At 72.8% G+C, this 14,941-nt stretch carries 11 protein-coding genes; 5 read left to right on the forward strand and 6 right to left on the reverse strand.

The annotated features are described in order from the left end of the window. Window positions 1-104: 104 nt before the first annotated feature. Both SGA01_RS22635 and SGA01_RS22640 read right to left on the reverse strand, forming a co-directional pair. On the reverse strand, window positions 105-527 hold the full coding sequence (locus SGA01_RS22635; protein ID WP_055643730.1) for an organic hydroperoxide resistance protein: 423 nt from the start codon (window positions 525-527) through the stop codon (window positions 105-107). 63 nt (window positions 528-590) lie between these two features. Next, entirely contained in the window at window positions 591-1,610 is a 1,020-nt protein-coding gene (locus tag SGA01_RS22640; protein WP_141298248.1) for an NADP-dependent oxidoreductase, read from the reverse strand. A gap of 106 nt (window positions 1,611-1,716) precedes the next feature. Between SGA01_RS22640 and SGA01_RS22645 the strand changes: the two genes are divergently transcribed. Beyond that, window positions 1,717-2,151, forward strand: a complete 435-nt coding sequence (locus SGA01_RS22645; RefSeq protein ID WP_055643728.1) for a MarR family winged helix-turn-helix transcriptional regulator — start codon at window positions 1,717-1,719, stop codon at window positions 2,149-2,151. Between the two features lie 76 nt (window positions 2,152-2,227). Here SGA01_RS22645 and SGA01_RS41160 read toward each other — a convergent pair whose 3' ends face one another. Then, window positions 2,228-3,112 (reverse strand): SCO2400 family protein, encoded by an 885-nt coding sequence (locus SGA01_RS41160; RefSeq protein WP_167534159.1) that lies wholly within the window; start codon window positions 3,110-3,112, stop codon window positions 2,228-2,230. Between the two features lie 342 nt (window positions 3,113-3,454). Here SGA01_RS41160 and SGA01_RS22655 point away from each other — a divergent pair, with 342 nt between their 5' ends. The 4 genes from SGA01_RS22655 (at window position 3,455) to SGA01_RS22670 (ending at window position 9,204) form a co-directional block, all read left to right on the forward strand. Continuing rightward, the gene (locus SGA01_RS22655) at window positions 3,455-4,516 is read left to right on the forward strand and encodes a rod shape-determining protein (RefSeq protein ID WP_055643726.1); all 1,062 of its coding nucleotides are present in this window, start codon (window positions 3,455-3,457) and stop codon (window positions 4,514-4,516) included. A gap of 150 nt (window positions 4,517-4,666) precedes the next feature. Then, the gene (locus SGA01_RS22660; RefSeq protein WP_141298279.1) at window positions 4,667-6,319 is read left to right on the forward strand and encodes a GAF domain-containing protein; all 1,653 of its coding nucleotides are present in this window, start codon (window positions 4,667-4,669) and stop codon (window positions 6,317-6,319) included. Window positions 6,320-6,503: 184 nt separating this feature from the next. Then, window positions 6,504-7,688, forward strand: a complete 1,185-nt coding sequence (locus SGA01_RS22665; protein WP_141298280.1) for an MFS transporter — start codon at window positions 6,504-6,506, stop codon at window positions 7,686-7,688. Between the two features lie 61 nt (window positions 7,689-7,749). Further along, the gene (locus tag SGA01_RS22670; RefSeq protein ID WP_141298250.1) at window positions 7,750-9,204 is read left to right on the forward strand and encodes an acyl-CoA synthetase; all 1,455 of its coding nucleotides are present in this window, start codon (window positions 7,750-7,752) and stop codon (window positions 9,202-9,204) included. 114 nt (window positions 9,205-9,318) lie between these two features. On the opposite strand, the gene SGA01_RS22675 is transcribed toward SGA01_RS22670, so the two are convergent. From SGA01_RS22675 to SGA01_RS22685, 3 genes are all read right to left on the reverse strand, one after another. After that, complete coding sequence (locus SGA01_RS22675; protein WP_141298251.1) at window positions 9,319-13,014, reverse strand: S8 family serine peptidase; 3,696 nt, start codon at window positions 13,012-13,014, stop codon at window positions 9,319-9,321. A 164-nt stretch (window positions 13,015-13,178) separates the two neighbouring features. After that, window positions 13,179-14,438: an MFS transporter gene (locus SGA01_RS22680; protein WP_141298252.1), complete on the reverse strand. Its 1,260-nt coding sequence runs from the start codon at window positions 14,436-14,438 to the stop codon at window positions 13,179-13,181. Beyond that, window positions 14,435-14,881, reverse strand: a complete 447-nt coding sequence (locus SGA01_RS22685) for a GNAT family N-acetyltransferase (protein ID WP_055643721.1) — start codon at window positions 14,879-14,881, stop codon at window positions 14,435-14,437. The genes SGA01_RS22680 and SGA01_RS22685 overlap by 4 nt, the downstream gene beginning before the upstream one ends. Between the last annotated feature and the right edge of the window lie 60 nt (window positions 14,882-14,941).

A 14,941-nucleotide genomic window follows, 5' to 3' on the forward strand; every position in this document is an offset into this window, starting at 1 on the left:
GCACCGCCGCGGACGCGGTGAGGGGCCGCCCACGGCCGGACGCAGTGAAGGCCGCACCCCGGTCGGTCGGGGTGCGGCCCTCACTCAGTGTGCCGGTCCGGAGCTCAGACTGCGAGCTCGACCGTGATGTTGCCGCGGGTCGCCTTGGAGTACGGGCAGACCTGGTGGGCCTTCTCGATCAGGCTCTTGGCGGTCTCGGCGTCCACGTTCGGGATGGTCGCCGAGATCTTGACGATGATGCCGAAGCCGTCGTCGTTCTTGCCGATGCCCACCTCGGCGGTGACCGTCGAGCCGGACACGTCGGCGTTCTCGTTGCGGGCGACGACACCCAGCGCGCCCTGGAAGCAGGCGCTGTAGCCGGCCGCGAAGAGCTGCTCGGGGTTCGTGCCCGCACCGGAGCCACCCATCGCCTTGGGCGGGTTCACGACGACGTCGAGCTGACCGTCGTCGGTGGCGACCCGGCCGTCACGGCCGTTCTCGGCGGTGGCGATGGCGGTGTAGACAACGTCGGAGTGCTGAATGGACATGCTGGTCATTCCTTCATCGGTTCGCCGCGACTCGCGCCCACGATCGCGGCGGCTGAGGGAAGACTAGCGGTTCACCGAGACGATCATCTTTCCGGTGTTGTCCCCGCGCAGCAGTCCGAGGAAGGCGTCCACGCCGCTCTCGATGCCGTCGACGAAGGTCTCGCGGTGCTTGAGCTCGCCGGAGCCGAGCCAGCCGCCGACCTCCTGGACGAACTGGTTCTGCAGGCCGTAGTGGTCGCCGACGAGGACGCCCTGAAGGCGGAGCCGCTTGCCGATGATCATCGCCATGTTGCGCGGTCCCGGGACCGGCTCCGTGTCGTTGTACTGGGCGATCATGCCGCAGATGGTGGCGCGGCCGTGCACGTTGAGCGAGGAGATCGCGGCTTCGAGGTGGTCCCCGCCGACGTTGTCGAAGTAGACGTCGATGCCGTCCGGGGCGGCCTCGCGGAGCTGGTCCTTGACCGGGCCGTTCTTGTAGTTGAAGGCCGCGTCGAAGCCGAGCTCCTCGACGAGGAACTTCACCTTCTCGTCGGAGCCGGCGGAGCCGATGACCCGGGAGGCGCCCTTGAGCCGCGCCATCTGGCCGACCTGGCTGCCGACCGCCCCGGCCGCGCCGGAGACGAAGACGGTGTCGCCCTCCTTGAAGGAGGCGACCTCGAAGAGGCCCGCGTAGGCCGTGAGGCCGGTCATGCCGAGCACGCCGAGGTAGGCGGAGAGGGGGGCGAGCGCCGGGTCGACCTTGGTCGCGTGCTGCGCCGGGACGTCCGCGTACTCGCGCCAGCCGAGCCCGTGCAGGACGTGGTCGCCGACGGCGAAGCCCTCCGCGTTGGACGCGACGACCTCGCCGACCGCGCCGCCGTCCATCGGGTGGTCCAGCTGGAACGGCGGGATGTACGACTTCACGTCGTTCATCCGGCCGCGCATGTACGGGTCGACGGAGAAGTGCAGGTTGCGCACGAGGATGCGGCCCTCGGCGGGCTCGGTCACCGGGACCTCGCGCAGGGCGAAGTCCGCGGCGGTCGGCCAGCCGTGCGGACGGGCGACGAGGTGCCACTCACGGCTGGACGCGGGAAGAACGGACATGAGCACGGCCTCCAGGCAAAGCTTCAGAACGCAAATGTTTCACTGACTGAAACAACCATGCGCCTTGATATTTCATGTTGTCAAGTATCTGGGTAGGATGATGCTCATGGCCACCTCACGCACGGACCCCCTGACCCTCGAAGTCGTCGAGCTGATCGGCACGGTCGTGGCGCGCTACTACGAGGAGTACGAGCAGGCGGCCGCTCAGCACTCGCTGACCGGCGCGCAGGCCCGGGTCCTCGGGCTGCTCTCGCTCGATCCGCTGCCGATGCGCAGGATCGCCCAGAAGCTGAAGTGCGAGCCGTCCAACATCACGGGGATCGTGGACCGCCTGGAGGCCCGCGGCCTGGTCGAGCGCCGGCCCGACCCCGACGACCGGCGGGTCAAGCTGGCCGTCCCCACGGACGAGGGCCAGGACACCGCCCGGCGGCTGCGCGAGTCGCTGGACTTCGCCCGCGAGCCCCTCGGCGAGCTGACCGAGGTCGAGCGGACCCTCCTGCGGGACCTGCTGAGGCGGATGCTCGGCGAGGACGTCGTCTAGAGACGGTCCGTCGGCCGGGAGCGGTCCGTCGGCCGGGAGCGGTCCGGCACGGGACGCGCCCCGGCCCGGCGCGTCCTCAGACGCACCACCAGAGGAAGCGGGTGCATTCCGGGGTCGGGGTGGGGGTCGGCGTGGGGCTCGGCGAGGCCGTCGCCGTCGCCGTTCCGGACGGTGAGCCGCTCGGAGTGGGCCCGGTGCCCGTGGGCGTCGCCTTCGCCGTGCGCGAGGCGGTCGGCGTGCCGGGCTGCGGGACGTCGGGGGCGGCGGAGGACGGGGACGCCGGCGGCCCGGTCGGCGTCGGCGATTCGGCCGGAGTGCCGCCGGCCCCCTCCCCCGTACCGGAACCGGATCCCGTACCGGAACCCGAACCCGTGCCGGAACCGGAGCCGGAACCGGACCCCGTGCCCGTACCGGAGCCGGATCCCGTGCCGGACCCCGTGCCCACCTGGTGGTCGCGGGTGGGAGTGTGCGTACTCGGCGCCACCGTGACCTCGGACGGGCCGGAGCCGTCCGGCGGGCCGGCGCTCTCGGTGACCTCCGGGCTCTCGGTGCTCTCGGGAGGAACGGGCGGTATCGAGGTCTCGACGACCTCCTGCTCCCGCACGGCCGTGGCCGCGCCGCTCGCCTCCGGTTCCTCCAGGGCCAGCTGCGCCACGCCCAGTGACCCGGCCGCGAGGACCAGGCCCACCGTCCCCAGCAGCACCGACCGCCCCCGTCGCGCCCGCGCCCGTCTGCTCCCGCGCGAGGCGGACCGGCCCCGCGCGGCGGTTCGGGCGGCGCGACGGCCACCCGTGGCGGGTCGCGGCGGCTCGACGACGTCCAGTTCGTAGACGTACTCGGGCTCTGCGGGCGGAACGGGCGCGTGGGGGGTCTCGTACCGCAGTTCCTCGACGGGGGTCCCGCACCCGGCACAGGCGAGGGCCCCGTTGAGATGCCGCCGGCACGCGTGGCAGTAGTCCATGGGGCCCGCAGGCTATGCGGCGCGGTGCGGCGACAGGTAGGCGCGGAAGTGAGGATCCTGTGAGGAAACCGCAGGTCGTCGGCGGTGCGTCGCGATTCTCCCGCTTCGGTCAGGATCGTCTCGGGCCGCGCCGGGCCTCCTTCCGGGCACGCTTCCAACACCCTTCCCGTGCCCTCCCCATGCCCCTCCGGCCGCTCTTCCCGCGCATTTCCGGGACTCGGCGGTGGCCCCGGGCGGCTCAGCCCAGCGCGCGCCGGGCCCGGGGCGGTCGCACGATGCGAACAGGACCGCGCAACGCGAAACACCTCGCCCGTGCCAGCACCGCATCCCGGAGGATCCGCCGTGACCGTCAGCCTTGAGCAACTGCGCCGTTGCCATGTCGCCGTCGACCTGGGGGCCGCGCGCACCCGGGTCTTCGTCAAGGGCGCCGGACTCGTCGTCGACGAGCCCAGCGTCGCCGCCGTCAACACCCGTACAGGAGCGCTGATCGCCGTCGGCGCGCTGGCGGAGAAGATGACGGGCCGCACCCCCGACTACATCCGGGTCGCCCGACCCGTCTCCGGCGGCACGGTCGTCGACATCGAGATGGCACAGCGGATGCTCCGCCACCTCCTGGGCGAGAAGCTGCGCCGGCAGCTCCGCCGCAAGCCGCGGCTGCGCGCGGCGGCGTGCACGCCCCACGACAGCGACCCGCTGGCGCAGCGCGCCGCCGTGGAGACGCTCGTCGGTCTCGGGGCACGCAGGGTCGAGCTGGTCGACACGCTGATCGCCGCGGCCGTGGGCTGCGGGCTCCCGGTCGAGCAGCCGACCGCCACCATGATCCTGGTGTGCGGGGCGGCGACCACGCAGGTCGCGGTCCTCTCGCTCGGCTCGATCGTCACGGCCGAGCGGATGCCGATCGGCGGCGACGCCATCGACCACGCCGTCATCCAGCACCTGCGCCACCACCACGAACTGATGCTGCCGAGCCAGTCGGTGAGACCGCTCCAGCTCGCCCTCAGCGGCAACGGCCTGACCCCGCACGGCCCGGCCTCCACCGAGATCCACGGCCGGGACGTCGCCACGGGCCTGGCCCGCTCGGTGACCGTCGACACCGCCGCCGTGCGGGAGGCGATCCACACCCCGCTGACGGCGGTCCTCGACGGCATCGGGAAGGTGCTGCGCGACTGCCCGCCGGACCTGGTGGCCGACCTCGCGGACCGCGGGATCATGATGGTCGGCGGCAGCGCTCTGCTGCCGGGCCTCGACCAGATGCTGCGCGAGGCGACCGGCATGCCGGTGCACATCGCCGAACGGCCCGACGTGTGCGCGGTCATGGGGCTCGGCGCGATGCTGGAGGGCAAGGTCCAGCCGATGGTCCTCGACCCGCTGTCGGTGCGCGACCCGCTCGCCGACGTCGACTGACCCGCCTTCGACCCGCCTCGCCCCGCCTCGACCCGCCTTCGATCCCCGATCGACCCCCGATCTGCCCCTATTCGCCCCCTTACGGCCCCTATCCGACCCCCATCGGCGCCCGAATCATGCGATTCGTACGACAATGAGACCGTGACGATCATGGACGAGGACAGTGACGTGGACGGGGGCGACGTGGACGAGGACGGCACGGTCCTGCCCTTGCTGCTCGAAGCGGTTCTCAGCGTCGGTACGGATCTCGAACTCCACGCCACCCTCCAGCACCTCGTGGACTCGGCGGCCGGACTGACGGGGGCCCGCTACGGGGCGCTCGGGGTCGTCGACCCCGAGCGCCGCCGGCTCACCGATCTCTTCACCTGCGGCATGACCGACGAGGAGCGGCAGCGCGTCGGCGCGCTCCCCGACGGTCACACCGGTCTGCTCGGCGTCCTGAGCCAGGACCCGCAGCCGCTGCGGATCGACGACCTGGCATCCGATCCGCGCTCGTCCGGAGTCCCCGAGGGCCACCCGAAGATGGGCACCTTCCTCGGCGTCCCGATCCGGGTCCACACACAGGTCTTCGGCAATCTCTACCTCGCCGAGAAGGGGACGGGCGCCTTCACCGACCAGGACCTCACCCTCCTCCGGATCCTCGCCTCCCAGGCCGGGATCGCCATCGGCAACGCCCGCCTGTACGAGACGACCCGGCAGCGGGAGCGCTGGATCGAGGGCGCGGCGGCCGTGACGACCGCCCTCCTCACCGGCGAGTCCGCCGAGAACGCCCTGATGACCGTCGCCGAACAGGCCAGGATCCTCGCCGACGCCTCGGCCGGTGTCGTCCTCCAGCCCACCCCGGAGGGCGGGATGGAGATCGTCGCCGCCTCGACCAACGACGACCCCGGCGATCTGGTCGGCACGACGATCGCGCCCGGCTCCCCCGTCCTCGTCCAGCTCCTCGGCGGGGAGCCCGTCTTCGTGGAGGACTCGGCGACGGACCCCCGGATGACCACCCATGTCCGGTCCCGTTTCGGCCCGTCGATGATGCTGCCCCTCCAGAGCGGCGGGAAGCTCATCGGCACGCTCGCTCTCCCCCGGCGGCGCGGCGGCGCGCCGTACTCGGCGGTGGACCGCCTGCTGGCCTCGCAGTTCGCCTCGCAGGCGGCGCTCGCGCTGGTCCTCGCGGACGCCCGGCACGACCGGGAGCGGCTCGCGGTGTACGAGGACCGGGACCGGATCGCGCGGGACCTGCACGACCTGGTCGTCCAGCGGCTGTTCGCCACGGAGATGATGCTGGAGTCGACCCGCCGGCGCGCGACCGCCACGTCCGGCACGTCCGGCACGTCCGGATCCGGCGGCTCCGAAAGCTCCGAGGGCACCAGCGACACCGAAAGCCCCGGCAGCTCCGACAACTCCGACGGCTCAGACGACTTCGACGAAAGCGCGCTCCTCGGCCGGGCCGTGGACGAGCTGGACTCGACGATCCAGGAGGTCCGGACGACCATCTTCGCGCTCCAGCAGCCTCCGGCGGACGCGCCGACCTCCTTCCGCGGCCGGGTCCTGCGCGAGACCGGCGGGGCGGCGGCCCTGCTCGGCTTCCAGCCGTCCGTGCACTTCTCGGGCGCGGTCGACACGCTCGTCGAGGACGAGGAGGCCGGGAAGCTCCTCGCCGCCCTGCGCGGGGCGCTCGCGACGGCCCACCGACGGTCCGGGATCACCGCGATCACGGTCGAGGTGACGGCCGGCGGCGAGGGCGACGGCGTACGGCTCCGGGTCGAGGACGACGGGACCCCGCCGACCACGGTCGTCTGGCCGTAGGGCCCACTCCCCACGTGTATCCGGCACATCCCCTGCGTGTCCCCCCGGCGCACCCCGGCACACCTCCCGGACGCACACCCCGTACGGAGCAGTCCGGCGCGCCGCGACCCCCGTCCGGATCTTGACTGGAGGCGTGGACACCGAGACCAATCCCCCGACAGCGGCGGCCTACCGCAATCTGGTGATGGCCACCATCGGCTTCACGCTCACCTTCTGGGCGTGGGACCTGATCGCGCCGATCGCGAGCTGGTACGGCGACCGGCTCGAACTCAGCTCGTTCCAGCAGTCGCTGCTCGTCGCGGTGCCCGTCCTGGTCGGCTCGGTCGGTCGCATCCCGGCGGGCGCCCTGACCGACAGGTACGGCGCGAAGCTGATGTTCCCGGTCGTCTCGGCGCTGACGATCGTCCCCGTGCTCCTCCTGATCGTCGCCAAGGACAGCTACGCCCTGATGCTGGGCGTCGCCTTCCTCCTCGGCCTCGGCGGCACGACGTTCGCCATCGGCATCCCGCTGGTCAACTCCTGGTTCCCGCCGGCCAAGCGCGGTCTCGCGCTCGGTGTGTTCGGCATGGGCATGGGCGGCGTGGCGCTGTCCGGCTACTTCACGCCCCGGATCGCCAAGCACGGCGAGAACCTCCCCTTCATCGTGGTGGCGATCGCGCTCGCCGTGTACGCGGTGCTGGCCGCCCTCTTCATCACCGACCGCCCCGACCGGCCCGTGCCCACCGCCTCCCTCGCGAGCCGGCTCGGCGCGGCGGGGCGGCTGCGGGTGACGTGGGAGCTGTCGGCGCTGTACGCGATCGGCTTCGGCGGCATCGTCGCCTTCGGCGTCTACCTGCCGACGTACCTGAAGACCTGGTACGAGCTCGACCCGACGGACGCGGGCACCAAGGCCGCCGGCTTCGCCCTGGTCACCGTCACTTTCCGGCCGATCGGCGGCTGGCTCTCGGACCGGGTCCACCCGGCGGTCGTGACGGCCTGCGCGCTCGGCGTGGTGGCCGTCTTCGCGATCGTCCAGGCCTTCGACCCGAAGCTGAACCCGGGCGGCACGATCGCCCTGCTCGTCATGGCCGCCGGTCTCGGCACGGCGAGCGGTTCCGTCTTCGCCCTGGTCTCCCAGGTCACACCGCAGGCCCAGGTCGGCAGCGTCACCGGCATCGTCGGCGCGATGGGCGGCCTCGGCGGCTTCGTGCCGCCGCTGGTGATGGGCGCGATCTACAGCGCCAAGGACTCGTACTCGATCGGCTTCATGCTCCTCTCGGACCTGGCGCTCGCGGGCTGTGTGTACGCGTACGGGCGGATGCGCGGGATCCGGCCGGGCGGGGAGGCGCCGGAGCCCGAGCCGACGAAGATCACAGTCCGCCGGCCCTGACGGGCGGGCAGAATTCACCGGGCAACCCTCGACCTCGACATCGACCCGAGGAGTACGACCGGTGAGTGCGCTCTTCCCCGCCCTGGCGGCCCCGTCCGACCGGCCCGCGCTGCGCTGCGGCCCGGACATGCTGACGTACGCCGGACTGGCCCGCGCGGCCGGTGCCCTGGCGGTACGGATCGGGGGTACGGGCCGGGTCGCCGTCTGGGCCACGCCGAGCGCGCACACGGCGGTCGCGGTGGTGGCCGCCCTGCTCGCGGGTGTGCCCGCCGTACCGCTCAATCCGCGCACGGGCGAGCGGGAGCTGGCGCACATCCTGGGCGACAGCGCGCCGGGCGCGGTGCTCGCGGCTCCGGGGGACGAGCTGCCGGCCGGGCTCGCCGCGCTCCCCCGGATCGACGTGGACCTGGCGCCTGCGGACGGGCCCGCGGCCCCGGTGGCGGAACCGGACGACGCCGAGTCCCCCGCCCTCGTCGTCTACACCTCGGGCACCACCGGCCCCCCGAAGGGCGTCGTGCTCTCCCGGCGGGCGATCGCCGCCTCTCTCGACGCGCTGGCCGAGGCCTGGGCGTGGACGGCGGACGACGTGCTCGTGCACGCGCTGCCGCTGTTCCACGTCCACGGGCTGATCCTCGGCATCCTGGGCCCGCTGCGGCGGGGCGGCGAGGTCCGGCACCTGGGCGCGTTCTCGGTGGAGGGCGTCGCGCGGGAGCTGGGTGCCGGGGGCGGCACGATGCTGTTCGGCGTACCGACGATGTACCACCGGATCGCGGACGCGCTCGGCGAGGACGCCCGCCTCGCGGAGGCGCTGGCGGGGGCGCGGCTCCTCGTCTCGGGTTCGGCGGCGCTGCCGGTCCACGACCACGAGCGGATCACGGCGGCGACGGGCCGGGCGGTGGTCGAGCGGTACGGGATGACCGAGACGCTCATGAACACCGGCGTGCGGCCGGGCGGCGAGCCCCGGCCGGGAACCGTCGGAACCCCGCTCGCGGGTGTCGACCTGCGTCTGGTGGACGAGGACGGCTCCGTCCTGAAGGAGCTCGACGGGGAGACGGTCGGCGAGGTGCAGGTCCGCGGCCCGAACCTCTTCTCCGGCTATCTGAACCGGCCGGAAGCGACGGCCGCGGCCTTCGACGGCGACTGGTTCCGCACCGGCGACATGGCGGTCCGTGAGGCGGACGGCGCGGTGCGTCTCGTGGGCCGCAAGGCGACCGATCTGATCAAGAGCGGTGGATACAAGATCGGGGCGGGCGAGATCGAGAACGCGCTGCTCGACCACCCCGGTGTGCGGGAGGCGGCCGTGACGGGCGAGCCGGACCCGGACCTGGGCGAGCGGATCGTGGCCTGGGTGGTGCCGGCGGACGCCTCGGCGCCCCCGGCGGAGGCGGAGCTCGCGGAGCACGTCGCGGGCCTGCTCGCCCCGCACAAGCGGCCCCGGGTGGTGCGCTACCTCGACGCGCTCCCCCGCAACGACATGGGCAAGGTCCTGAAGAAGGCGCTCCCCGCCGCTCGTTGACGAGGAAGGCGCAGGAAGAAGAAGGAAGAAGAAGGAAGAAGAAGGAAGAAGAAGGAAGAAGAAGGAAGAGGCCGGGCCCCCGGCTCACCGGGGCCCGGCCTCGCACAGGTTCGGCTACTTCACGCCGAGCGCGCGGATCAGTTCCTGGGTGACCGTCCCTCCCTGGTCGTCGCTCGCGCCCGCCCGCAGCGAGACGGAGGCCGCCCCGGCCGGGATGCGCAGCTCACCGCTCCAGGAGGCGCCGCGCCACGAGGGCTTGAGGGCGACCTTCGTCCAGGTCTTCCCCTCGTCGTAGGAGACGTCCAGGGTGCCGCCGGTGATCGTGCCGGTGCCGGACGCGCCGTCCACGTACTCGGCGAAGGTCCGCACGGGCAGCCTGCTTCCGGCCCGGACGTCGCCGTTGAGGTCGGTGTCCAGGTCGAAGCCGAGGTTGAGCATCGGCAGGTAGGTGATCCGGTCGTTCGGGGTCTCGGCCGAGCGGAAGGTCCACTCGGAGTGGCCCTTGGTCGCGAGCCGCCAGCGGGCCGGGTCGAGCGCGGTGTCGGTGACGACCCTGTAGGCGGCCTCCTGCGCCGGGGCGTCCCAGGCGTAGGCGCCGGAGCTCTTCTTCCGGTCGACGCGGACGCCGTCGACGTACACCTCGGTGTACTGGCTCATCGTCGGGTCGCTCCACACGTTGCCGAAGCCGGTGTGGTCGGTGCCCGAGTCGCCCCAGCCGGGGGTGTTGAAGCGCAGGTCGTTGCCGGTGCGCTGCTGGCCCCAGCCGAGGCCGGTGCCGAGCCACGGGTGCCAGACGGGGCCGAACCAGTCGAGGTCGACACGGCTGCCGCCCTTGTAGGACGGGGTGCCGCCGCGCTCCTCCAGGGAGTCGCCGAGGTCGACGGACTCGTGCCAGCGCTGGCCGGTGCCGGTGGAGACGTACTCGGTGCGCTCGGCCGGGAAGGCGATCCACTCCTTGAAGCCGACGCCGATCGGGAAGGTGTCGGTGATCGAGTAGCGGAACTCGCCGCCCAGCTCCGCGCGCTTGGTCGGCGCGTGGAAGGTGGAACGGATCGTGGCCAGTTCGTCCTCGTCGGGCCGGAAGACGAGGTCCTTGCCGATGGCGCGGGGGTGGCCCTCGGAGAGGTCGTACGTGTACGGGGTGAAGCGGGTGCCGGTCAGGTCGACGCGCTGGCCCCGGGCCGCGCCGGCGGCGAGCCGCTTCGCGTCGGCGCTGTTGACGGTGGCGACGGAGAGCGGCCGGTCCTCGTAGTCGGCGGTGCCGAACCACTTCATCAGCCGGCCCGGCTGGTCGTCGGTGACGAACAGGGCCTTGGCGCCCGCGTCCTGGGCGGTCTGGGCGAGCTGCGTCGGGTCGGCGCCGGCGGTGAGCCGGACGAGGACGGCCTTGCCGGTGGCGTTCTTGCCCGTGTACTCGGCGGGGGTGCCGGTGCCCGCGTCGACGAGGCCGAGGCGGTGGCGGCCTTCGAGGAGGGTCGTACCGCCCTGGACGGTGGCGCCGGAGAGACGGACGCCGTCGACGCTCGCCTCCACCATCGGCTTGCCGAGGCGCCAGACGGTCCGGTACTCGAAGGTGCCGTCGGTGACGGGCGCGGTCGGGGCGGCGAAGAGCGAGTCGTAGGTCATGGGGACCTGGACGATGTCCGTGTAGGAGGTCCCGTTCGCCTTGCGGTCGTACTCCATGAGGAGCTGCCGGGTCTCGGTCCGCTTCTCGACCTCGGCGCGGATCTCGCGCAGCTGCCGTCCGTCGAGGGTGATCTCGCGGTCGCGGTCGAGGACGACCTCCGGGGAGGCGAGGAAGCCGAGGCCGAGGGAGTCCGCGCCGTGCGAGCCGCGCACGTCGAGGAAGGTGTCGACGGTGTACGTACCGGGCTTGAGGCGCAGTTCGACGGTGCCGGAGTCGCCGACGGCCGCCGGGAAGGGGTCCTCGCCCGGGGTCAGCTTCTTCATGCCGAGGAAGGCTGCGGTGGGGGCGCCGTCGCGGTCCTTGACGTGGACGGTGAGGGTGTAGCGCTCCTCCTCCTTGACCAGGCCGAGCGCGGTGTGCGCGACGGGCGCGCCGCCGGCGGTGGCGGTGATCCGGCCGGAGGACCGCCCGACGGGGGCCTTGCCGCCGTCGCCCGTGACGGTGGTGCTCGCGGAGCCGTGGGCGGGGACGGTGAGGGCGGTGTCGGCGAGGGCGGCGACCCCGGCCGGCATGCCTTCGACGGCGAGGTTCAACTCGACGGGGGCGTCGGAGGAGTTGGTGTAGGTGACGGTCTTCGTGACCGGCTTGTTCTCCTCGTACGGCCAGGAGGCGAAGCCGAGGTCGGCGGAGCCGGTGGCGGTGACGTTCGCGGCGATCGCGGCGGCCACGTCGACCCGGCCGGCGCCGAGGGCGTACGCGGAGGCGTCGAGCGTCTTCGACGAGGACATGAGGGCGTTCTTGAGCTGGGCGCCGGTCCAGTCGGGGTGCTTCTCGGCGAGCAGCGCGGCGACGCCGGCGATGTGCGGGGTCGCCATCGACGTACCGCTCATGGACGTGTAGAGGCCGCTGCCGCCGGCGAGCTGGGAGCGGGCGGCGAGGATGCCGACGCCGGGGGCCGAGAGGTCGGGCTTGAGTGCCTGGTCGCCGTAGCGGGGGCCCTGGCTCGTGAAGTAGGCGGCCTCGTCGGCGGAGTCGACGGCGCCGACGGTGAGCGCGGAGTCGGCGGCGCCGGGCGAGCCGATGGAGCCGGGGGCCCCGGAGTTGCCTGCGGCGATGACGAAGAGGGCGCCGGTCTCGGCGGTGAGGGTGTTGACGGCCTGGGCCATCGGGTCGGTGCCGTCGCTCGGTTCGCGGGAGCCGAGGCTCATCGAGACGATCTTCGCGTCGATGTCCTTGGCGGCCCACTCCATGCCGGCGATGATCTGCGACTCGGTGCCGGAGCCCTCGTCGCTGAGGACCTTGCCGACGGCGAGGGTGGCGCCGGGGGCGACGCCCTTCTCCTTGCCGTCGCTCGCGGCGCCGGAGCCGCCGACGGTGGAGGTGACGTGCGTGCCGTGGCCGTCGCGGTCGGCGACCTCCTGGCCCTCGATGAAGGACTTGCTCTCGGCGACCCGGCCCGCCAGGTCGGGGTGGCCGAGGTCGGCGCCGGTGTCGAGGACGGCGACCTTGACGCCCTTGCCGGTGAGCCCGGCCTCCCAGGCCTTCGGGCTGCCGATCTGGGCGTTGGAGTCGGCCATGGCGGCCTCGACGCGGCCGTCGAGCCAGACCTTGCCGGGGGCGGCGGCGGTGCGGGCCTTGGGTCCGGTGAAGTCCTGCCAGAAGGCGGCGGGGTCGGTGGCGGTGACGGCCGCGCCGCCGATGCTGGGGAGGGCGCGGACGGTCTCGGCGCCGCGCGGGGCGGGGGCGGCGGCCCGGGCACCCTTGGCTCCGTAGGTGACGATCAGCGGCAGTTCGCCGGTGATGCCCTGCTCGACGAGGCCCGTGACGTCGAAGAGGCGGGGGTCGAGCGCACCGGATGCCAGATAGGGGGCGGCTTCGTCGGGGACGACCGTGACGCGTCCGTCGACGACCTGGGTGCGTATCGCGCCGGTGGCGCCCTCGGCCCGGTCGACGGTGACGGTCTGCTTGCCGTCGCCCAGGTCGGTGACGGTGACGCGGTCGCCGGTGACGAGGGTGACGGTGGTGCTGGTGCCCGTGCCCTTGGCCCCGGTGAAGGTCGCGGGTACGGGGGTGGTGGCGCCCGGCGCTGCGGCGGTCTGCCCGGCCGAGAGCATGACGAGGGAGATGCCGGCGGCGAACAGGCCGGCCCTCCCTCTGCCGAAGGGGGTGATCCTCGACGTCATCGACGAAACTCCTCGCGGACCCGGGGTAGGGGGTTTTCCGGGTGCCGCGAGGAGTCTTGGCCTGTGGGGCGGGAGTTGACCCCGATTACTCCTGGCGGTTATGTGCCGTGGCGGCCAACCGCCAGGTCAGGAGCGCCGGTTCGGGTCGAAACCCGCACGGAGCCTCACGGAGTGGGGTCGAGTGCGTCGTACCGGCGGAAACGGCGGCCGTAGAGGGCCAGCACGCCGACGGCGAGGACGCAGGCGATGCCGCCGCCCGTGATGGCGACGGCCGGGGACGTCAGGTCGGCGACGGAGCCCGCGAGGAAGTCGCCGAGCCGGGGCCCGCCCGCGACGACCACGATGAAGACGCCCTGGAGCCGGCCCCGCATCTCGTCGGGCGCGGCGACCTGCATCATCGTGTTCCGGAAGATCATCGAGACGGTGTCGGAGTAGCCGGCGAGCGCGAGCAGGAGCAGCCCGAGCCAGAGGTTCCGGGTCAGCCCGAAGACGGCGATGGCGGTGCCCCAGCAGGCGACGGCGATCAGGATCGCCTGCCCGTGGTGGCGGATCCGCCCCTGCCAGCCGGAGAGGACGCCGCCGAGGAGCGCCCCGAACGCGGGCGCGGCGACGAGGAGTCCGGTGGTCTTCGCGTCCCCGCCGTACCAGAGGACGGCGACGGCCGGGAACAGGGCGCGGGGGTGGGCCAGGATCATCGCGCAGAAGTCGGAGAAGAACGTCATGCGCAGGTTGGGGCGGGTGGCGAGGAAGCGCAGCCCGTCGAGGACCGATGCCCGCTTGCTCCCGGTCCGCTCCGGGAGCATGGACGGCAGCCGCCACATCGCGTAGAGGCTCGCGGAGAAGGCGAGGGCGTCGACGAGGTACGCGGTCTGGTAGCCGGCGACGCCGACGATCAGGCCGCCGAGACTGGGCCCGACGAGCGTGCCGAAGGTCATCACCATCGAGTTGAGCGCGTTGGCGGCGCGCAGCTGCTCGGGCGGCAGGAGCCGGGGGATCATCGAGGTGCGGGCGGGCGAGTTGAGCGCGGCGCACACGGCCTGGAGGGCGACGATCCCGTAGAGGAACCAGACGCGGTGGAAGCCCGCGAACGCGGCGCCCGCGAGGGCGATGGAGAGGACGGCGGAGCCGAGGGCGCTGGCGAGGCCGAGCTTGCGGCGGTCGACGGTGTCGGCGACGGCGCCGCCGTACAGCCCGAAGACGACGAGCGGGACGAGGGAGAACAGCCCGACGAGCCCGACGGAGAAGGGCGAGCGGGTGATCTCGTACACCTGGAGGGAGACGGCGAGGGCGGTCATGCCCTGGCCGACCCAGGAGACGGTGCTCCCGAACCAGAGGCGGCGGTAGTCGGCGGAGGTCCGCAGCGGTGTGAGGTCGGCGAAGACCCTGCGGCGGGCCTGTTCCCGGGTTTCCTGGGTGGCGGTCACGCGATGTCGTACCGCAGCTCGGGGCGGGCCCAGTGGATCCGTCCGGCGGGCGGGAGGACGCCGGTGCGGACGGCGCCGGTGCGCAGGTAGAACTCCTCGGCGGGCGGATGCGCGACGACCCGCACGGCGTGCAGTCCGGCGGCCCTGGCCTGCCCGGTCATGTGCTCCATGAGCAGCCGTCCGATGCCGAGGCCCTGGGCGGAGTCGGCGACGAAGGCGAGGTCGAGCTCGGCCTCGTCGACGAGGAGGGCGTAGAACCCGAGCACCCGGTCGTTCCCGTCGACGGCGACGAAGACGGGGTGGTGCTCGATGTACGCCCCGCCGACCTGGTACCCGTCGACCATGGCGGCGTAGTCGCCCCGGTAGGCGGCGGAGGTCCGGACGAGCCGGGTCAGCCGCTTGGAGTCGTCGGCGGTGGCGCGCCGGATGGTGATGTCGGGCATGGGGCGAGTATAGGGACGTAAGCGGTAGTTACTCCTTACAGTTTGGTGAACGTGGTGGTG

This window comes from Streptomyces gardneri, from assembly GCF_006539185.1.
In the GTDB taxonomy this organism is placed as follows: domain Bacteria; phylum Actinomycetota; class Actinomycetes; order Streptomycetales; family Streptomycetaceae; genus Streptomyces; species Streptomyces gardneri.